Origin of the sequence: Flavobacterium anhuiense (genome assembly GCF_001705175.1) — a bacterium.
Classification (GTDB): domain Bacteria; phylum Bacteroidota; class Bacteroidia; order Flavobacteriales; family Flavobacteriaceae; genus Flavobacterium; species Flavobacterium anhuiense.
Genome location: NZ_CP016907.1, coordinates 574,325 through 599,156, shown reverse-complemented (window position 1 = coordinate 599,156; position 24,832 = coordinate 574,325). Strand labels below are relative to the sequence as shown.

20 protein-coding genes are annotated in these 24,832 nt (G+C 35.2%); 4 read left to right on the top strand and 16 right to left on the bottom strand.

Features of this window, described 5'->3' with window-relative positions:
• Positions 1-22 precede the first annotated feature (22 nt).
• The 14 genes from BB050_RS02580 to BB050_RS02515 form a co-directional block, all read right to left on the bottom strand.
• On the bottom strand, positions 23-2,482 hold the full coding sequence (locus tag BB050_RS02580; RefSeq protein WP_066032496.1) for a DNA translocase FtsK: 2,460 nt from the start codon (positions 2,480-2,482) through the stop codon (positions 23-25).
• Between the two features lie 18 nt (positions 2,483-2,500).
• Complete coding sequence (locus BB050_RS02575; RefSeq protein ID WP_008462024.1) at positions 2,501-2,875, bottom strand: diacylglycerol kinase family protein; 375 nt, start codon at positions 2,873-2,875, stop codon at positions 2,501-2,503.
• Positions 2,876-2,888: 13 nt separating this feature from the next.
• Complete coding sequence (gene tpx, locus BB050_RS02570) at positions 2,889-3,386, bottom strand: thiol peroxidase (protein ID WP_066032495.1); 498 nt, start codon at positions 3,384-3,386, stop codon at positions 2,889-2,891.
• Between the two features lie 702 nt (positions 3,387-4,088).
• A complete protein-coding gene (locus BB050_RS02565) occupies positions 4,089-4,346 on the bottom strand; it encodes a DUF6952 family protein (protein ID WP_008462029.1) in 258 nt (85 codons plus the stop codon).
• A gap of 108 nt (positions 4,347-4,454) precedes the next feature.
• The gene (locus BB050_RS02560) at positions 4,455-4,763 is read right to left on the bottom strand and encodes a thioredoxin family protein (RefSeq protein ID WP_008462030.1); all 309 of its coding nucleotides are present in this window, start codon (positions 4,761-4,763) and stop codon (positions 4,455-4,457) included.
• 223 nt (positions 4,764-4,986) lie between these two features.
• Positions 4,987-5,625, bottom strand: a complete 639-nt coding sequence (locus tag BB050_RS02555) for a peroxiredoxin (RefSeq protein ID WP_008462031.1) — start codon at positions 5,623-5,625, stop codon at positions 4,987-4,989.
• Positions 5,626-5,748: 123 nt separating this feature from the next.
• Positions 5,749-7,362: a glycoside hydrolase family 3 protein gene (locus BB050_RS02550; RefSeq protein ID WP_066032494.1), complete on the bottom strand. Its 1,614-nt coding sequence runs from the start codon at positions 7,360-7,362 to the stop codon at positions 5,749-5,751.
• Positions 7,363-7,364: 2 nt separating this feature from the next.
• Positions 7,365-7,814: a GNAT family N-acetyltransferase gene (locus tag BB050_RS02545; RefSeq protein ID WP_066032493.1), complete on the bottom strand. Its 450-nt coding sequence runs from the start codon at positions 7,812-7,814 to the stop codon at positions 7,365-7,367.
• A 192-nt stretch (positions 7,815-8,006) separates the two neighbouring features.
• Positions 8,007-8,348, bottom strand: coding sequence for a tetratricopeptide repeat protein (locus BB050_RS02540; protein ID WP_008462036.1), 342 nt, complete (start codon positions 8,346-8,348; stop codon positions 8,007-8,009).
• Between the two features lie 21 nt (positions 8,349-8,369).
• Complete coding sequence (locus BB050_RS02535) at positions 8,370-9,692, bottom strand: MFS transporter (protein WP_008462038.1); 1,323 nt, start codon at positions 9,690-9,692, stop codon at positions 8,370-8,372.
• Complete coding sequence (locus BB050_RS02530) at positions 9,679-11,250, bottom strand: glycoside hydrolase family 10-like protein (RefSeq protein ID WP_066032492.1); 1,572 nt, start codon at positions 11,248-11,250, stop codon at positions 9,679-9,681. Before BB050_RS02530 ends, BB050_RS02535 begins: the two co-directional genes overlap by 14 nt.
• A 224-nt stretch (positions 11,251-11,474) precedes the next feature.
• Positions 11,475-12,683, bottom strand: a complete 1,209-nt coding sequence (locus BB050_RS02525; RefSeq protein WP_066032491.1) for an anhydro-N-acetylmuramic acid kinase — start codon at positions 12,681-12,683, stop codon at positions 11,475-11,477.
• Positions 12,684-12,991: 308 nt separating this feature from the next.
• Positions 12,992-13,225, bottom strand: coding sequence for a hypothetical protein (locus BB050_RS02520; protein WP_066035086.1), 234 nt, complete (start codon positions 13,223-13,225; stop codon positions 12,992-12,994).
• Between the two features lie 501 nt (positions 13,226-13,726).
• Positions 13,727-14,539, bottom strand: coding sequence for a mechanosensitive ion channel family protein (locus tag BB050_RS02515; protein ID WP_066032490.1), 813 nt, complete (start codon positions 14,537-14,539; stop codon positions 13,727-13,729).
• Positions 14,540-14,739: 200 nt separating this feature from the next.
• On the opposite strand from BB050_RS02515, the gene BB050_RS02510 reads away from it, so the two are divergent.
• Positions 14,740-17,646, top strand: coding sequence for an FAD-binding and (Fe-S)-binding domain-containing protein (locus BB050_RS02510; RefSeq protein WP_066032489.1), 2,907 nt, complete (start codon positions 14,740-14,742; stop codon positions 17,644-17,646).
• A 150-nt stretch (positions 17,647-17,796) separates the two neighbouring features.
• Here the strand turns inward: BB050_RS02510 and BB050_RS02505 are convergent, their stop codons facing one another.
• Positions 17,797-18,957 carry a Gfo/Idh/MocA family protein gene (locus BB050_RS02505; protein ID WP_066032488.1) on the bottom strand — a complete coding sequence of 387 codons (1,161 nt, stop codon included), beginning with the start codon at positions 18,955-18,957 and terminating at the stop codon, positions 17,797-17,799.
• A 293-nt stretch (positions 18,958-19,250) separates the two neighbouring features.
• Between BB050_RS02505 and BB050_RS02500 the strand changes: the two genes are divergently transcribed.
• On the top strand, positions 19,251-21,185 hold the full coding sequence (locus BB050_RS02500; RefSeq protein ID WP_066032487.1) for an amino acid permease: 1,935 nt from the start codon (positions 19,251-19,253) through the stop codon (positions 21,183-21,185).
• Positions 21,186-21,490: 305 nt separating this feature from the next.
• The gene (locus BB050_RS02495) at positions 21,491-22,585 is read left to right on the top strand and encodes a DUF695 domain-containing protein (protein WP_066032486.1); all 1,095 of its coding nucleotides are present in this window, start codon (positions 21,491-21,493) and stop codon (positions 22,583-22,585) included.
• Positions 22,586-22,743: 158 nt separating this feature from the next.
• On the opposite strand, the gene BB050_RS02490 is transcribed toward BB050_RS02495, so the two are convergent.
• A complete protein-coding gene (locus BB050_RS02490; protein ID WP_066032485.1) occupies positions 22,744-23,994 on the bottom strand; it encodes an aminotransferase class I/II-fold pyridoxal phosphate-dependent enzyme in 1,251 nt (416 codons plus the stop codon).
• A 280-nt stretch (positions 23,995-24,274) separates the two neighbouring features.
• Here BB050_RS02490 and BB050_RS02485 point away from each other — a divergent pair, with 280 nt between their 5' ends.
• Positions 24,275-24,733 carry an Lrp/AsnC family transcriptional regulator gene (locus BB050_RS02485; RefSeq protein ID WP_008462051.1) on the top strand — a complete coding sequence of 153 codons (459 nt, stop codon included), beginning with the start codon at positions 24,275-24,277 and terminating at the stop codon, positions 24,731-24,733.
• Positions 24,734-24,832 lie beyond the last annotated feature (99 nt).

Genomic DNA, 24,832 nt, shown 5'->3' with positions numbered 1-24,832 from the left:
AATTTTTGCTTTCATGATTGGATTAATTTTGTTCATTATTAAAAAATTGATCAAGAGCATTTAAATCTAAGATGTTCACACTACGTGCTTTACTGCCTTCAAATGGACCAACAATACCTGCTGCCTCAAGTTGATCTATCAATCGACCCGCCCTGTTGTATCCTAATTTTAATTTTCGTTGCAATAAAGAAGCAGAACCCTGCTGTGCATTGACAATAATCTCTGCCGCTTCTCTAAATAAAGTATCTCTTTCGGAAATATCTATATCAAGATTGATGCCACTTTCTTCTCCAACAAACTCTGGAAGCAAATAAGCTGTAGCGTATGCCTTTTGTCCTCCAATAAAATCTGTAATTTTTTCCACTTCAGGAGTGTCGATGAAAGCACATTGCACACGAATTACGTCGTTTCCATTAGTGTATAATAAATCCCCGCGTCCAATAAGCTGATCGGCTCCCTGAGTATCCAAAATGGTTCTAGAGTCAATTTTCGAAGTTACTCTAAACGCAATTCTGGCAGGGAAATTGGCTTTAATTAAACCTGTAATAACGTTTACAGACGGTCTTTGTGTTGCGATAATCAAGTGAATACCAATAGCACGGGCTAATTGAGCCAAACGAGCAATCGGAACTTCGACTTCTTTTCCCGCGGTCATAATCAAATCGGCAAACTCATCGACAACCAAAACAATGTATGGCAAAAATCGATGTCCAGCTTCTGGATTTAATTTTCTAGACTTAAATTTTTCGTTGTATTCTTTAATATTACGAACCATCGCATCTTTTAGCAAAGAATAACGATTATCCATCTCCACGCAAAGCGAATTTAAAGTGTTCACAACTTTTGCATTATCAGTAATAATAGCATCTTCTGTGTCGGGAAGTTTGGCTAGATAATGTCTTTCAATTTTATTGAAAAGCGTAAGCTCTACTTTTTTCGGATCGACCAAAACAAATTTTACTTCTGCTGGATGCTTTTTGTATAAAAGTGAAGTTAAAACCGCATTTAATCCGACAGATTTTCCTTGTCCAGTTGCTCCGGCCATCAGTAAGTGAGGCATTTTAGCAAGATCGACAACAAAAGTTTCGTTTGAAATGGTTTTTCCTAATGCAATTGGCAATTCCATTTCTGCTTCTTGGAACTTTGCTGCTCCAATAACACTTTTCATCGAAACCATGGTTGGGTTTTTGTTCGGAACCTCAATACCGATAGTACCTTTTCCTGGAATTGGTGCAATAATACGAATTCCAAGTGCTGATAATGATAAAGCGATATCATCTTCTAAACTCTTAATTTTAGAAATTCTGATTCCTGCTTCTGGCACAATTTCATATAAAGTAACCGATGGTCCAACGGTTGCCTTAATTTGTGCAATTTCAATTTTGTAGTTACGAAGCGTATCTACAATCCTGTTTTTATTTTCTTCTAATTCTTCCTGATTAATTGTAATTCCGCCAGTCGAATATTCTTTTAATAAATCGATGGTCGGGAATTTGTAATTTGATAAATCCAAAGTCGGATCAAATAAACCGAAATCGGCAACTAGACGAGAAGCTAAATTTTCTTCAATAATATCCTCTTCTTCTGCCTTCTCAATTACAAAAGCTTCATCAGGATTAACTAATGGCAGTTCTTGTTTTGGAGTAATTGGTTTTAAAGTTGGATTTAAATCAATTTCCGAAGGATGAGAGATTGTCGGTTTTAAAGCTTCTTTATTAAGTTCAAATTGAGAATCGACAGTTTTGATGTGGATGTTGTCTAATTCAGGGTCGTTTTCTTCTTGTTGTTCTTCCACAATAGCAAATTCTTCCAGATTATAAGCACTTTCTGGCTGATTTACAGCTGGCTTTAAAGTGTCTAATTCCGATTTGAATTCTTTTTTAGTAGAGTCAAAATACGACTGAATTTTTTCTGGTGATAATTTGATTTTGAAAATCAGATAGACTATTAAACCAAAAAGCAGTGTAAGCAAAGTACCTGTTTTCCCGATATAATCTTGAAGGAATAAATTTAATTCATAACCAATTGTTCCTCCTAATTCTGGAGCAGAAGTAGCAAAGAAACCAAATAAGATGGAAACTACTATAATAGCAAAGATATCCCAGAACCAAGTGTTTTTAAGTTTTTGAGTCGAAAGCTCTAGCGCTAAAAACATTCCGGTAAGGAAAAATAAACGTACAAAAATGAAAGAGGCAAGTCCGAAGCCTCTGTAAATAATTAAATCGGCAAGATAAGCCCCGAATTTTCCGAGCCAGTTCTCTGCAACTTCAGTGCGGTCTCCAAGTTGGTCTACAACACTTTGGTCGTTTTGCCATTGTCCATTAACATAAAAAGAAATAAATGCAACTAATAGTGCAATAGAAAAAAGAACCAAAAGACATCCTAAAACAAATTTTTGTTGTTTAGATATTTTAAAAGATCTTTTATTTCCTTCTTGTTTGTCGTTTTTTTTATCTACAGTTTCTTTTTTATTTTTTGCCATTCTTGCGTTTTCCTTTGCCTAAATAAATTTTGGAATATAAATAATCAAGCCTATTGCAATTGCAGTCATTGCGGCAAAAAATACCGCTCCGGCAGCAATATCTTTAATAAATCCGATTCGTTTGCTGTAATCAGGATGAATAAAATCGGCAATTTTTTCAACTGCTGTATTTAATCCTTCGACAGCTAAAACTAAACCGATTGCCAAGGTTTGACAAAGCCATTCGGTTTGTGAAATATGAAAATAAAAGCCTAAAATAGTCACTATGATTCCCAATGAAAATTGAACCATAATGCTGTGTTCAGTCTTAATTAATTTTACAGCGCCGTTAAAAGCATAAGTCATGCTTTTTAAACGGCCTGTAACAAATGTATTATCTTTTTGAAACTCCATTTACAGGAAAATATTATAATGCTGCTAAAGCTGCTTCGTAATTTGGTTCGTTTGCAATCTCTGCTACTTGTTCTGTGTGAACGACTTTTCCGTTAGCATCAACAACAATGATCGCTCTTGAGTGTAGACCTGCTAATGGTCCGTCAACAATCTCTAATCCATTTGCTTTACCAAAAGCACCAGTTTGGAAATCTGATAAGTTTACCACATTTTCTAAGCCTTCAGCACCGCAGAAACGTTTTTGAGCAAAAGGTAAATCTCTAGAAATACATAAAACAGTAGTGTTTTCTAATCCGCTAGCGCTTTCGTTGAATTTTCTAACAGATGCTGCACAAGTTCCTGTATCAACACTTGGGAAAATATTTAAAACTAATTTTTTACCAGCGAAATTGCTTAATGAAGCAACTGATAAATCGTTTTGTACTAATTTGAAGTCAGCTAATTGCGATCCAACAGCTGGTAATTCGCCTGATGTATGAACTGGATTTCCTCCTAATGTGATAGATGCCATGATTTTTGTTTAAAATTAATGAGGCTCAAAAGTAAGGATTAATATTTGAATCTAAAAGTATTTGTTAAGGGTTTAAGGAGAGATTAAGGATGGATTTTGGATAGCCACGAATTCATCAATTTATCTAATAATTTTAGATTTTAGAGAATAGATTTTAGATTTATTATGTCTGTAAGGCTGAGCAAAGTCAAAGTAAAGAAGTGTGTTTAAGTTGAGTATTGCAACTTTTAGTTGCCTCCAGCTTTAGCTGGAGGTTTTATAATTGACTGTAAAGGGCTTTAGCCAAATGCTTAAGTTTGGCTAAAGCCTTTTTAACGCATGTTTGCTTACCTCCAGCTAAAGCTGGAGGCAATTGATTTGTGTTTAATATCTAGATAAATCGAAACGTTTTTGAAACCTTTTATCCGCGAGAGGGATAGGAGCTGGCTACCGAAGTAGCGCGGATAGCCCGACACCATCCCGATAAAAGGGCGTATATGCGCAAAGTGAGTTAGCCCTTTTATCGGGATGGTGGCTCGCCCAAATTATTTTAAATTTTAGAATGTAGATTTTTGATTTGCTTTACGTGGGCTTCGACTCCGCTCAGCCTGACAAAGATTGCTTGAAAACTGCGACTGAACACTGTAAACTAAAAAAAGCGTCCCTAAATTAGAAACGCTTTCTCAGCTTTGTTTTTTTATTTATTCTTGGGAAGGGGTCGATTTACTTATCGATTGAACCTAAAACACGTTTCATGAACGTATTTAAAGCTTCTTTTTTGTCTGTTCCTTGAGCAACTAATTTTTGTACTTCAAGGGCGCCATACATATTTGAAATCAATTCACCGATTACATCTAATTCTTCGTCTTTTAGAGAAGGAATTTCGGTCATCGCTTCAAGAACTTCGATCGTTTCAATGATATAATCCTGATCGTTTTCTTCAATGAATTGTGTTAAATGCTTAATTACTGGTAATTTCATAGTTTAGACTTCTTAGATTTTTAGACATTCTAGACTTCTTAGACCTTTTTTAGTTTGTAGACAACTTCTAAGAAGTCTAAAAATCTAAGTTAGTCTAACGATCTAAAATTAAACAATTGCGTTTACAAGATCGATTAAAACTTCTTGTTTGTTAGTTTGCGTTTCGCCAACTAATTGTCCGTTTACGAAAGTTGCAAATGTTGGCAAGTTGCTCACATTAGCTAATTTTCTAGATTCAGGAGAATTTTCTGCATCAACCAAAACAAAAGTGATAGCTTCATTTTCTGTGGCTAATTTTTTGAATTTTGGTTTCATAATACGGCAATTTCCACACCATGAAGCTGAATATTGCACTACTACTTTTTCGTTTTTAGCAACTAAATCTGCTAACGTATCTTCGTTTAAGTCGATTAACATAAGTTTATTTTTTAGACACTAAGTTGTTAAGGTTCTAAGATGCTAAGTTTGCTCTCGAACCGAATAACTTTGTGTGGATTTATTTTGATTTTTTTAAGTCATTGAGATTCTAAGATCTAAGATTCATCTTAGAATCTCTTGACTTTTATTGTAGAATTGTATTTAAGATTCAAAAAGTTAAGTTTAAAAACTTAGCAACTTAGAACCTTAGTATCTTAGCAGCTTAATTAGCGCTTAAGTATTCAGCAGTGCTTAATCTATCTGCAGTCATAGCTTCTTTACCAGCTTCCCAGTTTGCAGGACAAACTTCACCTTTAGTTTGGATGTGAGTGTAAGCGTCAACCATTCTTAAGTATTCGTTTACGTTACGTCCTAATGGCATATCGTTTACGCTTTCGTGGAAAATTTTTCCAGTCTCGTCAATTAGGTAAGTAGCTCTGTAAGTTACGTTTGAACCTTCGATGATAACTGAATCTGTATCTTCGCTGTAGCTTGTAGATTCGATATCAAGAATGCCTAAAATGTTAGCTAAGTTACGGTTTGTATCAGCTAAGATTGGGTAAGTAACACCTTCGATTCCACCATTGTTTTTTGGAGTATTTAACCAAGCAAAGTGAACTTCGTTAGTATCGCAAGAAGCACCAATTACGATAGTATTTCTTTTTTCGAATTCTGGTAATGCAGCTTGAAAGGCGTGTAATTCAGTTGGACATACAAAAGTAAAATCTTTTGGGTACCAAAATAAAAGTACTTTTTTATTGTTGTTTACTGCTTCTTCAAAAATGTTGATTTTTAAATTGTCACCCATTTCTGAGATAGCATCTACTGCAATACTTGGGAATTTTTTTCCTACTAAAGACATAATATTCGTTTTACGTTAAAAATTTATTTGGTGCAAAAGTAGGGCATAAGTACAGGTTCTTACAATAAGATGTGATTATAAATATTTATAAGTTGATAAATTTTGATTATTTAATATTTTAACTTATTGAATATCAATATTTACTGGTAAAACGCCGTTGAAAATATTTTTTTCTAAAAATTGAACTCCCGCTGTTTTTTGGAATTCTTCAAAATCTTGATATGCCTGAATTAATCCTGAAGCTTTTTTCAGGTTAGGAATTAAAGGCAATGCATAAGGATTTCCAAAAACAAAAACGATGCATTTTTTGGTCTGTAATAATTCAGAAAGCAGTTCTAAAACTTCGTTGTCAATTTCGAAATTATTCAGTGGTTTTGCTTTTGGAACAAATAATGAAATGATAATCGTTTCAAAATTTTCTAGTTCTTTTTTGATAGATGAAATATTGGATACTTCTAGATTTTCAAAAGCAAATTCTGGAGAATCGAGTTTAGTATTTATAGTTTTGAAGAATGTGTTTTCAGTATTTTTATATAAACTCAGTTTCACTAATTTGTTGTTTTTCTGAGCCTCAAAAGCCAGTTCTGCGCTAGAATTGTCTATGATTTTAGTAACGGCATTTTGAGCGATTTCTAAGTTTATTTTTGATGTTTTTTCGAAATCTAATTCGCCCAAAGCAACAATATTTCCAGAAAGAACTCCAGCTTTTTCTTTGGCTTTCATAATTCTGTTGTAGCTTTCAAAAATACGGTCTGGCGAAGCATTTTTATAAATCGCTTCAATTCCTTCCGGAACATTTTCGGCGAAACATAAAATATCATTTCCAGCATTAAAAGCTTCCCATTCCAATTGTCCTTTGGTTTCGTACAATTTAGAAACGCTGTGCATGTTTAAAGCGTCAGAAATTACTAAACCATCATAACCTAATTTATCACGTAAGAGACCCTGAATGATTGCTTTTGACAAGGTTGCTGAGATATCTTTTCCGTCATTTAAACTCGGAACCGATAAATGTCCGATCATGATCGAATCAACATTATTTTCGATTCCTTTAATGAATGGATATAATTCGTTATCTAATAATTCTTCCAAAGTTTGTTTTAAAACAGGCAATCCTAAATGCGAATCGACATTAGTATTTCCGTGTCCAGGGAAGTGTTTTAGACAGCCTAAAACGCCAACTTCTGACATTCCTTTTAAATATTCGATAGCAAAATCGGCTACTTTTTGTTTGTTTTCACCAAAAGAACGGTATCCAATAACAGGATTATTTGGATTATTGTTGATGTCTGCCAAAGGCGATAAATTATACTGAATTCCGGCTGCTTTTAAATCCAATCCAATTTGTTTTCCAGTTTCATAAACTAAATTTGATTTGTTTTCTGGTAAAGCGCCAAGCGTAATTGCATACGGATATTGCGGTGTTTTTTCAATTCGCATGGCCAATCCCCATTCCGCATCAATACTGATTAAAAGTGGAGTGGAAGCGGCTTTTTGATAACGAACGATCAAAGCTTTGATTTTATCATAGCTGTCATCATTAAAAACTACTTTTTTCTTGCTTTCGTAATTGGTTGCAGCACTCGCACGGCTGTGAAAAAAAGTCAGTCCGCCAATATTATGTTCTTTTATAAGGCGTTCGGTTTCTTGAATATTTTCTTCAGTATCATTGATGAATACTGCTGGAAAGAAAAATTGTCCTATTTTTTGTCGTAATGCTTCGGCGGTAATTTTCATTATTATAAAGTCTTTTTCATGCAAACACTATTATCCATTTTCTCGTATGGAGGATAATTAGGAATTATGCTATAATTTAATTTTTGATATAAGTTGATGGCTTCCGGTTGGTTTTTTCCGGTTTCTAAAATCGTATAAGTATAACCGACTTCTTTTGCCCAGATTTCAAGTGCTGCTAAAATGGCAGAAGCGATTCCTTTTTTTCTATGATCTGGACGAACGTACATTCGTTTAATTTCTGTCGTATCTGGTTCTTTTTCGCGAAAAGCGCCGCAGCCAACAGGAATTCCATTTTCATAATACACGATTGTATGTTTTATTTTGTCGGTTTTATTAAACTGATTATAAAACGCATGATCTTCGCCATCTCGAATCGCTAAATCTTGATCTAACAAAACAACCAGATTTATAAAATCGGTATCGTCTGAATTAGTGCGTTTTAAAGTAACCATGTCAAATAAATTTAGGTATCTTGTTTTTTACCATTAAGGCATTAAGTTCATAAAGCTATGGCTTAAATTGCTTAATCTATTCGAGGTAAAAGAAAATTAAGCTTAGCGCCTTAGTTTTACTTTATTTTCTTCTTTTCAACAAGAAAGTTCATAAAGCTTGGCTTAAATTACTTAATGTCTTAATGGTGAAAATTATTTCAACTTTGCTTTCTTTTGTTTAGCCAATTGTTTTTTGGTTTCGAGAGCTTTTTCTAATCGGTTTTTAAAACGGAAAAGTTTTGGCAATCCTTCCAATCGGTCTTCAATTGTGATGATTTCGTAAACCACAATTGCTTTTTCTAAAACCCGGATTTCATTGTCCAGATCGTTTTCATTTTTATAGATCGTTGCTAATCGATCGTAAGGATGGTTTCCTTTAAAGCCTTCTGCAACATTTTCTTCATACAACTCAATCGCTTTTTCAAGATTTCCGTTTTTTTCGAACTCTGATCCTTTCAGATTTCGTTCGTTCTGCAAATTCTCATTGATTTCCATAGGTTAAAGTTTGATTTGGGATTAAACTTCTTCTGATTTCTTCCCAAAATCTTTTGGGAATATTAAAAAACGTGATAAAATAAGACCTGGAATTGTAGCTATTAAAACCCACACAAAGAAGTTTTGATAGCCTAAAAATTTCTGAATATAACCGCTTAACATTCCCGGAAGCATCATTCCTAATGCCATAAAACCAGTTGCAAGTGCATAATGTGCCGTTTTTGATTCTCCTTCTGCAACATGTATTAAATACATCATAAAACCTGTAAATCCAAAACCATAACCAAATTGTTCAAGAACAACCGTTATGCAAGTATAAAGATTTAATGGAGAATTTATTTCGAAAAAATATAAATTTATATGAAGATGAAAAAGCTCTTGTGGCTGAAAATGAGCTAAACCAATAAAACCAAGTATAGGAAGGTGCATTGCCAAAAACATTGGAAGCATCCATTTCGTAAGACCGTGTTTAGAGATTGCAATACCTCCTAAAATTCCCCCAACGGTAAGAGCAAAAATTCCCAAAGTGCCATAAATAATTCCAACAGCTTCGGTGTCTAATCCCATTCCGCCCAATTCTCTTTTATCAAGCAAAAACGGACTTAACATTTTTAGCAATTGCGATTCTCCTAATCTGAAAACCAAGATAAAAGTCAGAATTAATCCGATTTGTTTTTTCTTAAAGAAACTGATAAATATAGTTCCGAAGTTTTGATGAGGAGTTTCTTTTTCGGTTTTAACGGCATTAATTTCATTTTTTGGTGTAAAAATGAAATTGTAAGCGGTAATAAATGTCATCAATAAACCAACACAAATCATCGTATAAGACCAAGCTTTTGTATTGTCGCCATATTTATGTTCCAAATATCCTGCAAAAAGTACTACCAAACCATTTCCTGCGAGCATAGAAAGTCTGTAGAAAGTGCTTCTGATTCCGATAAAGAAAGATTGTTTGTCTTCTGGCAAAACCAATAAATAGAAACCGTCAGTCGCAATATCATTCGAAGCCGATGCAAAGGCAGCAACCCAAAATATGGCTAATGACATCATGAAGAAACCGTTTGTGGGAATCGTTAATCCGACTAATAAAAAGGCAATTGAAATTATTAACTGCATCCATAAAAACCATTTTCTCTTGGTTCCGATTAATTCAATAAGCGGGCTCCAAAGCGGTTTTACCACCCAAGGAAGATATAATAAACTGGTATAAACTCCGATGTCTTCATTTGAAATTCCTAGATTTTTGTACATAATTACCGAAACCGAAATAATTATGGCATAAGGCAATCCAGATGCAAAGTTTAGAAGCGGAATCCAGAACCAAGGTTTGTTATCTGTTTTCATTAGGTTGATTTGGTGTATAGTTTTTAAATGGTTTTTTGAGGTCTATAGCTGTTGGTGTGCTTTCGTTGGCATAATAATCAATAAAAGTTACCGCACAGGCTTTGTAAAGATTTAGTTTGCCGGCAGCAATAGCAAAATTGATTTTGCCGTCAACTTCTTTTATGGTAACTTTTTCAATGATTTTTGTCGCATCGTTAATGTCGATTTTCGAAATATGTTCGCCTCCATAAACCACCATATAGCGAACCTTTGTATTTAGCGGACTTTGGAATGTAAAGTTATATTTAATGCTGTCTTTACTGTACTCCAAAACTTTTGGAGTATCGATAATAACATGTTTTAAATTAGGAACCGCTGCAGGAAGTGCAGGATATTTATATTGATTTTCTTCTAAATGGCGAACCACATCAAAGTTTTTGCCCATAAACCATTTTGAACTGAAATAAGCACTTCCAGAAACATTTTTAAAGGTTCTTAAAAAATCAATCTGATTTGGAATTTCAGTCATATAATTCCAGTTTTTATCGCCGTCAGCTCTAATTTTATACGTAGCATGCCCGATGTAAATGGCTGTGTTATTAGCATTTTCCGACCACCATTTTACCAATTTAGAATAAGAAGCTCTAGTATTGTTCATGCTCCAATACAATTGCGGCAGAATATAATCGATCCATTTTTGATCCATCCAAAGCATCGGATCGGCGTACAAATCATCATAATTTGAAGTAGATTGTGTTTCAGAACCTCTTGGATCTTGATATTTGTTTCGCCAAACCCCAAACGGACTAATTCCAAATTGAACCCAAGGTTTGCTTTCTTTGATTGTATTGGAAATCGCATGCACAAAGTTGCTCACATTCGCACGACGCCAATCGGAGAGGCTTAAACCTGCTCCATATTTTTTGTAAGATGCAGAATCGTTAAAAACTTTTCCTGGAACAGCGTACGGATAAAAATAATCGTCAAAATGAATCGCGTCGATATCATATTTATCAACGACTTCTTTCACCACTTTTGTTAAATGTGCCTGAACTTCAGGCAAAGCAGGATCATAATAATATTTTCCGCCGTATTCAATCATCCATTCTGGATGCTTAAAAAGATCATGATTTGGACTTAGAAGATTTTTATTTAAGTCGAAAGTGGCACGATACGGATTTAACCAAGCGTGAAATTCAAATCCACGGTTGTGCGCCTGCTCAATCATCCAAGCTAAAGTATCGTAATACGGATTTGGGGCCAAACCTTCTTTTCCAGTCAAGAAGCGTGACCAAGGCGCAAATTCAGATGGATAGATAGCATCACCCACACTTCGAACCTGAACAATTACAGCGTTATAATTTAGTTTTTTGTAGGCTTCTAAAATTTCAAGATAATCAGCTTTCTCTTTTTCTACGTTGTCTGTTGCTGTTTTTGGCCAATCGATATTTACAACTGTTGCAATCCAGACACCTCTAAATTCATTTTTAGGATGCATTATTTTTTCCTGAGAAACAGATTTCCATCCAAAGAAAAGTAAAAATATGATAGAGTATAATAAGTGCTGATTTTTATGCATTTCAATCTTTTTAAACAAAAAACCAAAAATAGTTTTTTTAACTGATTATAATTAATAACGCTGGTTTTTTTCCGCCACGAATTCACGAATTATTTTTTTCCAAAGATTAAATATAATCCAAGTAATTACAATTCGTTTAATTAATTAACGTTTTTTCCGCATAGATTTTTAAATAAATTCGTGAATTACTTCGTCTGTCCCTTCGGTCGAGTCGTGGCTATCTTTTAATCTGGGAAAGAAATTTTCCCCATGGTTACCGATGGAATTCCTTTTTGTGAACCAAAATTATAATTGCCGCCAGCAACCGTTTCATTCGCCAAAACGGCAAATAAAACCGCTTCTTTTGCATCGCCAGAAATTCCGAGAATGTCGCTTTTTTCAAATTTACAAGGCAATAATTCCTGCAACCACTTCACCATTAACGGATTTCTCGCGCCACCGCCAGACATATAAACTGTAAACTCTTCGATTGGAGTTTTAGTATTTTCTACAACAAACAAAACCGCTTCGGCAATCGTTTCTGCGCTCAGACGTGTTAAAGTGGCCAGCAAATCTGGTGCCGAAATATTCTGTAATCCTAATTTTACCAAAGCCGAATTCACAAAATCATGATTAAACAATTCCTGACCAATAGTTTTTGGAAAGCTTTTCTGGAAGAAAGCATCACTTTTTAATTCGCTTAAAAGTTCCTGATTTACAGTGCCGCTTTTAGCGATTTCAGCATCTTTGTCGAAACTTTTTTCAGGGAAAAATTGTTTGGTAAAAATATCGATTAGAGTATTGGCCGTTCCAGTATCGGTTACAAAAACTTCCTCGGCATTTTGTGAAGCAGGCAAATAAGTGAAATTTGCGATGCCACCCATGTTGAGCATGATTCGGTTTGCTCCTTTTTTGCTGAATAACAAATAATCTCCGTAAACTGCCAAAGGTGCGCCTTCGCCACCTGCAGCAACGTGTTTTTGTCTGAAATCAGAAAGTGTGATAATTCCCGTTTTTACCGCAATATGATCGCCGTCACCAATTTGCAGAGTAGCATTTGGAAATTTTTCCTGCTGATGTAAAAATTTAGGAGCATGAAGAACCGTTTGTCCGTGCGAAGCAATCAAATCAACTTCGTTTGCGGGAATATTCCATTTAGCAAGACAATCGTTTATCATTCCAGCGTGCAAATCTGCAATCCATTCGTTTAATAAGACCAAATGCTGAAAGTCGATTGTTTTCTGCGCAAATACTTTTCTGATTTCGGTTTTAATATCGTCGTCGTAATCGATGGTTTCAAATTGTTGTATTTTTACAACCGTATTTCCGCCTTCGCCCGAAACTTCACAAAGAGCCAAATCGAGTCCATCAAGAGAAGTTCCTGACATTAAACCTAATATTTTTCGAGTCTCTTTTTGAGCAATTTCGTAGAGAGCTTTTATGTTTTTATTCATTTCAAGTAATCTTAAAAACGCAATTAATTTGGAAACGCTAAAATGGGATTTATTTGCGTATAAATTTAGAAAAAAGAGATTTTATTGTTTCTATTTACAAGAATTAACAAAAAATCAATAGAGATGGAATATTAGTGTTTAAATATGTCGCTCCACTGGAGCTTTTGTGACGACGAATCAAAATGGTTATAAATATTTCGCTTCTCTGAAGCTAGTTTGAAATAACTCGAAAGACCATTACAATTGTAATCTTAATTAATGAAATAAAAAACCTCGACTTAAAAAATCGAGGTTTTTCTTTTTAAATTCTACTCCACCTCCAAATAAGGATTTAAAGTTTCTGCTAATTCATTGAGCCAATAAAAGCTGTCTCTTAATTTGATGATTTCGCTTTGAAATGTTTCATGTTCGCTCAAAACACATAAAGCGAGCGTAAAATTTACCTGCCTTAATGTTTTAGCCATTTCAACAGGATCGATTCTGTCGTTGAAAAAATTCAAAAGCTTGATTTCGGTTTGTTTTGAAATTGTGTTGGTACTCATAAATGTTGTAGTTTTAGAAGTAAAAAACCCTTGTAGATTAGTGTTTCTAACGCCTACAACAGCGCTTACGGTCGTTTCCGATACCGCACACATAATACAAGGGCAAATCTTATTTCTTTCTTAATGTTGTAGTTTAAGAATTGTAAAAGTATCAAAAAAACAACAAAAAAGTAAGAAAAATAATATATTTTTTTTATTACTTGAAAACCAACTAATCGCAGTAAATCATCTCTGCGCAGTAAATATAAAACGATATTTTGAGAAAAGGTAAACTCAGTGAGATTTCCATACAGTTTGTCATTTCGAGGAACGAGAAATCTTCGCAAGTAACTCCGCAACAGTGCGTGCTCAGCATACGAAGATTTCTCCTTCCGTCGAAATGACAAGATTGGGGAAATTTGTTATGTCAATTTTTGTTTCCATAAGCCTTCGACTCCGCTCAGGGTGACAATTCAGTTTAAAAAAAACTTAGAACCTTAGCATCTCAGAACCTCAGAACCTTTATTTCAACACAAACCCATTCTCCTTCAATTTCTTCAAAACCGCTGCAATAATCTTAGAACGGCATTCAGAATTTTGAATCGTTGATGCAGTTTTAACCCAATAACGAACATTCAGCTGAATAACACCCGCAGCGGCGACATCGGTAATTACGGCGGCGTTTTCGTGGTCTTTTTCGGTTACCTCTTCGCTGTTGCCTAGAACTTCTTTTACGAGTTCGATGGCGCGTGTATAATCAGAGCCATATTCTAGTCCGATTGTGAAAGTCTGGAGCAGAAAACCTTCGCTATTGTAATTAATTAAAGTGTTTTTTATAAGAAGCGCGTTTGGGATATAAATGATTTTAGAATCGCTTTTTACTTCGGTATCGCGCAGGTTGAGGTTGATGACTTCGCCTTTTACGCCGTTGCTTTCGATAATATCACCAATAGAAAACGGACGTTTGAAAGCGAGAAGAATTCCGGCAAGGAAATTTTCTCCAATATCTTTCAGCGCAAAACCAATAACGAAAGCTGAGATTCCAGCGCCAGCAAGCATGCTTTGTGCAACCCCTTCGAGACCAATGATTCGGAACATAAACAAGATCCCGATAATAATTAAAACCGATTTAATTAATCGGGCGATAAAAACTGCCAAAAGGCGATCGTGCATTTTGGCTTTCAGTCGGTTTCCAGCAAAAAGGCCAACACGGCTCGCAATAAACCATGAAATTAAAACGACCAGAATCGCCAGAATAAATTTTGGCGTAAGATCGACAATGCTGTAATAATAGTTTTCTAAATGTTTAAAGACGTCCTGAACGAAATTTTCCATGATAATAAAGCCGTAAAATGTAAATTCTTAAAATTACGATTTCGATATTGTGAGCGTTTATAGAATTCGACTTTAATTTTATAAAAATGTGAGGCTGAGGTTTAGATAAATTGCCATTTTGTACATTTTAAACTGCTATATCTTTATATTTGTTGTCTCAATTTTTGAGGAATTATTTTAAAGAAAAAGCACCATTTAACATGTTGACCCAATCTCATTTAGAGCAATTAGCCAGCGAACTCGAAGGCACACTTTTATACGATGATCTTCATAAAACACTTTATTCGACAGATGCATCGGTGTATCGGATTCGGCCAAATGCGGTGGCTTTGCCTAAATCTACAGCAGATATCAGCAGGTTAATTCGCTTTGCGGCAGAACATAATATTTCGATTACGCCAAGAACTGCAGGAACTTCATTGGCAGGACAAGCTGTTGGTGACGGACTTGTGGTTGATGTTTCGAAGCATTTTACCAAGATATTAGGTTATAATGCTGAGAAAAAAACGGTTACCGTTCAGCCAGGTGTTATTCGCGATGAATTGAATTTATATTTAAAACCTCACGGTGTATTTTTTGCTCCAATTACTTCAACATCAAACCGTGCGATGATTGGCGGAATGGTGGGAAATAATTCTTCAGGAACAACTTCGATTCGATACGGTGTGACGCGCGATAAAATTGCTGAGGTAAAAGCGATTTTGAGTGACGGAACGGAAGTTGCTTTTGGCGAATTGACTTCGGCGGAATTTATTGAGAAAACCAAAGGCGATTCTTTAGAAAATAAAATTTACAAAAGCGTTTACGACGAACTTTCGGTAAAAGAAAATCAGGAAGAAATTATAAAAGAGTTTCCAAAACCGGAAATTCACAGACGAAATACAGGTTATGCAGTTGATATTCTACTAAAATCTGAATTGTTTGGCGGAACTGAACCAACAATAAACTTAGGAAAATTACTTTGCGGAAGCGAAGGAACTTTGGCCTTCACAACCGAAGTAACTTTAAAAGTTGACGATTTACCGCCACCTCATAGTATTATGGTTGTGGCGCATTATCATACGATTCAGGAGTCTTTGGAATCTGTTGTGGTGGCAATGAAGCATCATTTGTACACTTGCGAAATGATCGACGACACGATTTTGGATTGTACGAAAACCAATCGCGAACACATTAAAAATCGTTTCTTTTTGGTTGGAGAACCTAAAGCGATTATGCTTTTTGAAGTGGCTTCACACACTTTAGAAGATGCCGAAAATCAAGCAAACGCTTTAATTGCCGATTTAGAAAAAAACAATTTTGGTTATGCGGTCGTAAAGATTTACGGTCCGGATATTGAAAAAGCAAACGAATTGCGAAAAGCGGGTCTCGGACTTTTAGGAAGTATTGTAGGCGATGATAAAGCAGCCGATTCTATTGAAGATACCGCAGTAGAATTAAGTGATTTACCAGCTTATATTGCAGAATTTTCGGCGATGATGTTACGCCACGGACAGGAAGCGATTTATTATGCGCATGCGGGTGCGGGAGAATTGCACTTGCGTCCTGTTTTGAATTTGAAGAAAACATCTGACTTAAAATTATTCAGAACCATTGCGACAGAAGTAGCGCATTTGGTTAAAAAATATAGAGGTTCGTTAAGCGGTGAACACGGTGACGGAATCGTACGCGGAGAGTTTATTCCGTTTATGATTGGCGATAAGAATTACGAATTGCTGAAAAGATTAAAACTGGCATTCGACCCGAATTCGGTTTTAAATATCGGGAAGATTGTCAACGCTTTGAAAATGGACGAAAATCATCGTGTAGTTTCGGGCAGAGTAGAGCCGGATATTAAAACATTTCAGGATTTCTCAGACAGTTTAGGGATTTTGCGTGCTGCGGAAAAATGCAACGGTTCTGGCGATTGTCGAAAAATGCCATCGGCAGGAGGAGCAATGTGTCCGAGTTATCGTGCGACCAGAAATGAGAAAGAAACGACTCGTGCAAGAGCAAACGCTTTACGCGAATATTTGACGTACTCTGAAAAAGAAAACAAATTTGACCAAAAGGAATTATACGAAGTTTTTGAGTTGTGCGTGAGCTGTAAAGCCTGTGCAAGCGAATGTCCGAGTAATGTTGACGTTGCCACTCTTAAAGCAGAATTTTTATACCAATACCAAAAAGCAAACGGATTTTCGACCCGAAATAAAATTTTTGCCAACAATGCCAAATTGAATAAAATGGGAAGTAAATTCCCGTCGATAACGAATTTTATTTCGAATCAGTCATTGGTAAAAAAAACAATGGGAATTGCTCCAGAAAGACAAGTTCCATTATTAGCGAAAAAGACTTTTAGAAAATGGTATCAAAACAATAAACCTTCACAAACCGATTTTCCAAACGGAAGATTGTATCTGTTTGTAGATGAATTTACGAATTATTACGACGTAAATATCGGAATCGATGCTTTCGAATTATTGACGAAATTAGGTTATCAGGTTTTGGTTGTAGATCATGAAGAAAGCGGAAGAACCTATCTTTCAAAAGGATTTTTGGAAGAAGCGAAGAAAATTGCCAATCATAACATAAATATTTTTAAAGATTTGGTTTTAGCCAATGCGCCTTTGGTCGGAATTGAACCTTCTGCGATTTTGACTTTTAGAGACGAATATCTTCGTTTAGCAGATGATAAAGAAGCTGCGGAAAAGTTGTCTAGAAATGCGTTTACAATCGAGGAATTCTTCAAAAAAGAAATCATAGACGGAAAGATAACTTCAGATTCTTTTTCTGAAGAAGCTAAAGAAATTAAAATTCACGGACATTGCCACCAGAAATCTTTAAGTTCTGTTGAAGCTACTTTTGCCATGCTGAATCTTCCTAAAAATAACACGGTTACGATTTACAATTCGGGCTGCTGCGGAATGGCTGGTTCTTTTGGTTATGAAAAAGAGCATTATCAGGTGAGCATGCAAATGGGAGAAGATATTTTATTTCCAAAAGTGCGTAATACAGCGGAAAATGTAAAAATTGCTGCTGCCGGAACAAGTTGCCGTCATCAAATTTATGATGGAACAAAGCGTGAAGCGCAGCATCCGGTTAGTATTTTGAGAAATTGCTTGAAATAATTTAATGGCAATCCCGATAGCTATCGGGAGTAAGGAACTACGCGAAAAGGGCGCAAAGATTTTTTTCTCGCAGATTTGGCAGATTGAGCAGATTTATTTTTGTATGATAAAAAATCCGCGGAATCTGCCAAATCTGCGAGAGAAATATAACTATTTCAAACTTATTTTTTTACCAGTTTCAGCGGCTTTATAAATAGCATTGATAATTCTAACGTCTTTAATTCCTTCTTCGCCTGTAATATGAGTTGGGAGTTTTTTATTGGCTAAAATCACTTTACAAATCTCATCCATTTGGGTTTGCTGTTGGTTGATAACAGGAAAATTAAATGGTTTTCCATCAGATCTTTTGCCAATAAAAGGTCCATAACTCACAGCGGGACTCATTTCGAAGAAACCTTCATCAGCAGCGGCATAAAATCGGTCAATGCCAAAACCATAAGAACTGCTGCAATTTGCAACGGCTCCGCTAGGAAATTCCATTTGCCATGTTATGTTTTCCTCAACTTGTGCAAATCTATTTTTGTTGTTTATATGTCCAAATTGTGCCGTAACCGCGATTGGTTCTTCACCTAAAACATAACGCGAAACTTGGATACAATACACTCCCAAATTGATCAAGGCGCCACCGCCTGCCCATTTTTTAGTCAATCGCCATTCGTTACGGGCATTTAGATCGACAGGTTTATTGATATCACGAACATCATACGTACTGTAACCAAGACCTGTTTCGATGTAACGGACTTGTCCCAAAACTTTTTCTTGCCCAAGTCGTTTTACTTCTAAATGGTTTGGTTCATAATGCAAACGATATCCCATCGCCAGTTGCACATTATTATCATTACAGGCTTTGATCATTTCTTCGCAATCCTCAATCGTAATGGCCATTGGCTTTTCGACAATAACATGTTTTCCTGCTTTTGCGGCACGTACAGTAAATTCTTTGTGCAATGCATTTGGAGTAACGACGTATACTAAATCAATGTCTTTATTTTTTACAATTGAATCAAAATTTTCGTAGTTGTAGATATTTTTTTCAGGAATGTTATACTTCTTTTTCCATGTTTCAGCTTTTGATGTTGTTCCGGTAACTATTCCAGCAAGCTGGCAATATTCAGAGACCTGAAGTCCTTCAGCTAGCAATGAAGCATAGTTTCCTAAACCGCACAAAGCAATATTTAATTTTTTTCCAGTATAAGGCTGATGTGTTTTTTCTGTTTCGGTTAGAAAAGAAGGAAGCGTAATCATTACAGCCGAAGCTCCAACACCAAGTCCTAATTTATTTACAAAAGAACGTCTTGTTATTTTTTCCATAAAATGATTCTTTAAAAATTAAATACTATTTAATTAGTAAGCCGATTTGAGGAAATGTTACATTTGTGATTGAAATAGATTTAACCGCAAAGAGCGCAATCCCGATAGCTATCGGGAGCGAGAGAAAATTTATAGACAAAGATTTGAAAAAATAATTCGTGAATTCGTGGCAGAAAAAACACCTGTAAAAACAAAATCGTTTTATATATTTGAAATCAGGATAATTTTTGCATTATTTGCAAAATAAAACAAAAAGCACTGAATTAAATTAATTTATAACAGCAAAACATTATATGGCATTTTCAAGTTTATTCCGAAAGAAAACAGTACAGGATATTCTGAAGCAGGTTGCACAGAACGAAACAGACGGTCATAATGCCTTAGGAAAACATTTGACAACTAAGGATTTAACGGCTTTTGGAATCGCAGCTATTGTTGGAGCGGGAATTTTCAGTACCATTGGAAAAGCCAGTGCAGACGGTGGACCAGCCGTAATTTTCTTATTCTTATTTACTGCTTTGGCATGTAGTTTTGCCGCTTTTGCTTACGCAGAATTTGCTTCGATGGTTCCAGTTTCTGGAAGTGCATACACTTACTCGTATGTAGCTTTTGGAGAATTAATTGCCTGGATTATCGGTTGGGCTTTAATCATGGAATATGCCGTTGGAAATATAACCGTCGCCATTTCGTGGAGCGATTATTTTACAGGACTGCTCCAGAGTGGAGGAATTCATTTGCCGCAATGGATTCAAATGGATTACCTAACTGCATCAAACGGTTTTAAGGATGCCGAAGCTTTAATGCGAGGCGGAAAATCATTCGAAAATCTAAGTGTTGCTTTACAGCAAGCACACACAGCTTGGACCACAGCACCAACAATAGGATCTTTCCATTTTGTAACCGATATACCAGCTTTATTCATCATTATTTTGATTACAGCTTTGGTTTATAGAGGAATGAAAGAATCTCGTAATGCAAGCAACTTAATGGTTGTTGTAAAACTTTGCGTGGTGCTTTTAGTTATTGCAGTTGGAATATTTTATGTAGATACAGCAAACTGGAGTCCGTTTGCGCCAAATGGAGTTAGCGGCGTTTTAAAAGGAGTTTCAGCAGTATTCTTCGCTTACATAGGTTTTGATGCTATTTCGACAACAGCAGAAGAATGTAAAAATCCGCAACGAGATTTACCACGAGGTATGATGTGGGCCATTATTATTTGTACACTTTTATACATTGCCATTGCGCTAGTTTTAACCGGAATGGTAAAATATCATGAATTAAACGTCGGAGATCCTTTGGCATTTGTATTCGATAAATTAGACTTAAAATGGATGTCTGGAATTATCGCTGTTAGTGCAGTAGTAGCAATGGCGAGCGTTTTATTGGTTTTCCAAATGGGACAGCCTCGTATCTGGATGAGTATGAGCCGTGATGGTTTATTGCCAAAGAAATTCTCAACTGTTCACCCAAAATTCAAAACGCCTTCGTTTGCTACAATCGTAACAGGATTTGTTGTGGCGATTCCAGCATTATTCTTAAACCTTACCATGGTAACCGATTTATGCAGTATAGGGACTTTGTTTGCCTTTGTGTTGGTTTGTGCAGGAGTTTTAGTATTGCAGAACAAACCTGAAATTCCAAGAGGAAAATTCAAAACGCCTTATATCAATTCAAAATATATTTTGCCAGTTTTGATGATTGCTGGATTGTATTATGCTTTTGCATTCAATAATAAAGCGACAATGGCGTTTATCAATAATGATCCGCAGATTTATGATGCAACTTCAATTGTGACTTCTTTAGATAAATCAGAATCGGAACAAGTTTTCAAATATTTGGAAAGTATCGAAGTCAACAATAAAACTGCCGAAACTTCAGATTTAGAACATTTATTAGGACAATATCAGGATGATGAAACCAAATATGCTGAGGTTGTAAAAGGTCTTCCAATTGCTGATTCTGCAAAATACGAATCAGGTTTTGGGTTATTTAAACACAAAATTCCAATGTGGATATTCTTATTCGTTTTGGTTGGATTAGCGGTTTGGGCTTTCAGAAAAAACCTTTCTTTGATTCCGCTTTTAGGATTAATCTGCTGTTTGTATATGATGGCCGAATTAAGCGTTTGGAACTGGATTTATTTTACAATCTGGTTAATCATCGGATTGCTGATTTACTTTACTTACAGTAGAAAAAACAGTAAGCTGAACTTCGTGGAGAAGTTATAAGTTAAAAGTTATAAATTATTAAGTAAGCTGTTCTGAAATTATTCAGAACGGCTTTTTTATGGAAAAATCATTTGCACGCAGATTTTAAATGATTGTAACAGATTTAGTTTTGGACTTTTATATAAAAAAATCGGTTAAAACCTGCCTTAATCTCTTTAAATCTGCGTGAAATAAATTTTAAAGTTTAACTCATTCGCAATGAGAACGTTTTAAAACATTCTAATTTTTATACAAATATTCTTAAATTTTAAAAGGACTTTTCCTTAAGTTTGTTTCTCGCAAAATTTAAATTATTTTTTTAGTACATGAGTTTTCTCGATAAAATATTGGGCAAAAAAGAAGCTCCAATACAATCTTATAATGATTTCTGGAATTGGTTTTCGGCAAATGAAAAAGCGTTTTTTAAAACGGTTCAAAGCGGAGAAAATATACATCAAGGTTTTTTTGATAAACTAGCTCCAAAGCTGGATGAAATACACGAAGGAATTTATTTCCTTACCGGAATGTTTGACGATCAGACCGCCGAATTGGTTTTGACGCCAGACGGAGCAATTAGAAACATTTACGTGATTGAAGAATTAGTTGCTAGCGCTCCTAAAATTGACGGCTGGAAGTTTACAGCTCTAAAACCGGCTTCAGATGTCAATAATATAGGCATTACTTATCAGGATTTTGAATTCAGTAAAGAAAACCTAAAATTTTATCCTCGTGTTCACGAAGATTATCCAGACGAAATAGATTTGGTAATTGTTTATGATCATTTTGTTGAAGAGAAAAAATCTAATATAGCCAATGGAGTTTATATTTTTCTTGATAATTATTTGGGCGAACTGCATTCTGTTACCTTAATTGATAATTTAGTTGTTGCAGGACCAGAACAAACTTCTGAGGAGCTAATACCAATCGAGAAATTAAAAGACTATTTGATTTGGAGAGAAAAAGAATTTGTGGAGAAATACGAAGGAACCCGACATAATACGGAGAATGACAGTTATGCTAATTTTGAAGGTAAAAAGCAAGATGGTTCAATCGTTTTGGCCTTGATTAATACCACAATTATTGAATGGGATAAAAAAGCATCTCATCCTTGGGTTTTTATAATCGGAATTTCTTTTGATGATTGCTATAATGGCGGGTTGCCAGATGAAAAGACATACAAACTATTGGATGAAATCGAAGAAGAAATTGTCTATAGTTTACCAGATTCCGAAGGCTATTTAAATGTGGGAAGAGAAACCGCAAACAATAAAAGAGAAATCTTTTTTACTTGCAAAGACTTTAGAAAACCATCAAAAATTGCCGATGAATTAATTAAAAAATACAGCGGTGTTTTTGAAATAAGCTACGAAATCTACAAAGATAAATACTGGCAATCGTTTAGACATTTTGAGCCAAGATAAATTGCAAAAAGCCGTTCTAAGATTTTAGAACGGCTTTTTCATTTCCAAAAAAAATCCGCTTAGAGAAAAGCTCTCCAGCGGATTCAAAACAATCTAAAAAAAATGTGCAAATTTATTTATAGAGTGATGTTTCTTATTTACAGGGAAGTAAAAAAAACTTAGTCTCGATAGCTATCGGGATAGCAACTCAGAACCTTAGAATCTTTTTTTAAAACTCCAAGTTCAACGATACAAGCTTTCATCATTTCGTAAGTACGCTGAATATCATTATCCAATCCGATAGAAAAACGAATTAAACCATCTGTCAATCCCATTTCTTTTTGTTCTTCTAACGGAATTTCGCTAGAAGTTGAAGTTCCCGGCGCGCTGAATAACGTTTTGTAAAAGCCTAAACTTACTGCGAGATATCCTAAATTTCTTTCTTGCATTAATTCCATTAATTCATTGGCTTTTTCCAAAGAACCAACATCAATTGTCAGCATTCCGCCAAAACCATATTCTGGATTAATCATGGTTTTATACAATTCGTGACTCGGATGACTTTTTAATCCTGGATAAACTGTTTTTAAACCGTCTTTTTCAAACATATCAGCCAAATAATGCGCATTATGACTATGCTGTTTAATTCTGATATGAAGAGTTCGAAGATTTTTCATCACACTCGCAGAACGCAAACTATCCATTGTTGGCCCTAAAAGCATGCTAGCACCAGAATTTACATTTTTTAACGAATTGATAAATTCTTTAGAAGCACAAGTGACACCACCAACCGTATCGCTGCTTCCGTTAATGTATTTTGTCAAACTATGAATTACGATATCAGCACCTAATTTTGCAGGAGAAACTGATAATGGCGAAAATGTATTGTCAACAACCAATTTCAAATTATGTCTTTTAGCAATTTTAGCCAAACCGCGAATATCAGCAACTTCTAAAAGCGGATTACTAACCGTTTCGCAATACAAAACTTTAGTTTTAGGAGTAATCGCCGCTTCGACAACATCCAATTTTGTGATGTCAACAAAGCTCGTTTCAATTCCGAATCTTGGTGTAAAGTTTTTCAAGAAAGCATAAGTTCCGCCATAAATTGTTCGGCTTGAAACGATATGATCTCCCGCACCGCAAAGCTGTAATAGAGTAGGCGTAATAGCTCCCATTCCTGAAGCAGAAACATTTGCTGTTTCGGTTCCTTCCATCGCTGCCAATGCCTGATCTAAGTATAAATTACTAGGAGATGAATGACGCGAATATAAATAACAGCCTTCCATATTTCCCTCGAAAGTATCAAACATGGTTTTCGCCGAAAGAAAAGTATAAGTCGATGAATCAGAAATCGACGGATTCACACCGCCAAATTCGCCAAAATATTGCAAATCCTGAATTTTATCTGCTGGGTTGAAGTTTTTCATTTTTATGTCATTGCGAGGAACGAAGCGATCTCATCCTCAAGATTAATTATTTAAAATTTTATTTGTTTCCAAGTTTCAAGTTTGCTTGAAATGAAATTTTATTCAAAGGAAAAAGGAATTAGATAATTAATCAATAATGCGTCAATTAATTAGATTTTAAAACTATAAAAAGGCATTAATTGTTATTTTTAATCTAATTTTGAAGTAAAAAACAATGTAATATAGATTTTCTTTCGAATGCAAAGAACTATCAACCATCAACCAAAAACCATCAACCAAAATGACTTTAGACGCTATAGATAAAAAACTTCTGGTTTTACTTCAAACTGATAGTAAAAAAACAACCAAAGAATTATCATTAAAACTTGATCTTTCGGTTACAGCGGTATATGAACGAATTAAAAAGTTAGAACGCGAAGGCATAATAAAAAACTATGTGGCATTAGTCGATAAATCCAAAATTGAAAAAGGATTTGTGGTTTTTTGCCATTTAAAACTCATTCAACACACAAAAGAATTTCTAACCAAATTTGAAAGCGAAGTCATCAAACTCAATGAAGTTCTAGAATGCCATCACGTAAGCGGCGATTACGATTATATCCTAAAAGTTCTGGTAAAAGATATGGAAGCGTATCGAGAGTTTTTAGTAACCAAACTTACTTCACTTCAACATATCGGAAGTACGCAAAGTATGTTTATGATTAGCGAAGTGAAGAATTCTACGGTGATTTCTTTTTAGCAGGTTCAAAGGGATGAAGGTTTTTCTGTAGAGAAGCGTTGCAGTGCGTCTAACATTACGTTATCAAGCACGATGAAAAAGAGTCAATCGTTCAGATTC

What these genes read in the sequence shown, in the direction of transcription:
- BB050_RS02580 (WP_066032496.1), bottom strand. Translation starts at nt 2,482, where the DNA reads ATGGCAAAAAATAAAAAAGAAACTGTAGATAAAAAAAACGACAAACAA.
- BB050_RS02575 (WP_008462024.1), bottom strand. Translation starts at nt 2,875, where the DNA reads ATGGAGTTTCAAAAAGATAATACATTTGTTACAGGCCGTTTAAAAAGC.
- tpx (WP_066032495.1), bottom strand. Translation starts at nt 3,386, where the DNA reads ATGGCATCTATCACATTAGGAGGAAATCCAGTTCATACATCAGGCGAA.
- BB050_RS02565 (WP_008462029.1), bottom strand. Translation starts at nt 4,346, where the DNA reads ATGAAATTACCAGTAATTAAGCATTTAACACAATTCATTGAAGAAAAC.
- BB050_RS02560 (WP_008462030.1), bottom strand. Translation starts at nt 4,763, where the DNA reads ATGTTAATCGACTTAAACGAAGATACGTTAGCAGATTTAGTTGCTAAA.
- BB050_RS02555 (WP_008462031.1), bottom strand. Translation starts at nt 5,625, where the DNA reads ATGTCTTTAGTAGGAAAAAAATTCCCAAGTATTGCAGTAGATGCTATC.
- BB050_RS02550 (WP_066032494.1), bottom strand. Translation starts at nt 7,362, where the DNA reads ATGAAAATTACCGCCGAAGCATTACGACAAAAAATAGGACAATTTTTC.
- BB050_RS02545 (WP_066032493.1), bottom strand. Translation starts at nt 7,814, where the DNA reads ATGGTTACTTTAAAACGCACTAATTCAGACGATACCGATTTTATAAAT.
- BB050_RS02540 (WP_008462036.1), bottom strand. Translation starts at nt 8,348, where the DNA reads ATGGAAATCAATGAGAATTTGCAGAACGAACGAAATCTGAAAGGATCA.
- BB050_RS02535 (WP_008462038.1), bottom strand. Translation starts at nt 9,692, where the DNA reads ATGAAAACAGATAACAAACCTTGGTTCTGGATTCCGCTTCTAAACTTT.
- BB050_RS02530 (WP_066032492.1), bottom strand. Translation starts at nt 11,250, where the DNA reads ATGCATAAAAATCAGCACTTATTATACTCTATCATATTTTTACTTTTC.
- BB050_RS02525 (WP_066032491.1), bottom strand. Translation starts at nt 12,683, where the DNA reads ATGAATAAAAACATAAAAGCTCTCTACGAAATTGCTCAAAAAGAGACT.
- BB050_RS02520 (WP_066035086.1), bottom strand. Translation starts at nt 13,225, where the DNA reads ATGAGTACCAACACAATTTCAAAACAAACCGAAATCAAGCTTTTGAAT.
- BB050_RS02515 (WP_066032490.1), bottom strand. Translation starts at nt 14,539, where the DNA reads ATGGAAAATTTCGTTCAGGACGTCTTTAAACATTTAGAAAACTATTAT.
- BB050_RS02510 (WP_066032489.1), top strand. Translation starts at nt 14,740, where the DNA reads ATGTTGACCCAATCTCATTTAGAGCAATTAGCCAGCGAACTCGAAGGC.
- BB050_RS02505 (WP_066032488.1), bottom strand. Translation starts at nt 18,957, where the DNA reads ATGGAAAAAATAACAAGACGTTCTTTTGTAAATAAATTAGGACTTGGT.
- BB050_RS02500 (WP_066032487.1), top strand. Translation starts at nt 19,251, where the DNA reads ATGGCATTTTCAAGTTTATTCCGAAAGAAAACAGTACAGGATATTCTG.
- BB050_RS02495 (WP_066032486.1), top strand. Translation starts at nt 21,491, where the DNA reads ATGAGTTTTCTCGATAAAATATTGGGCAAAAAAGAAGCTCCAATACAA.
- BB050_RS02490 (WP_066032485.1), bottom strand. Translation starts at nt 23,994, where the DNA reads ATGAAAAACTTCAACCCAGCAGATAAAATTCAGGATTTGCAATATTTT.
- BB050_RS02485 (WP_008462051.1), top strand. Translation starts at nt 24,275, where the DNA reads ATGACTTTAGACGCTATAGATAAAAAACTTCTGGTTTTACTTCAAACT.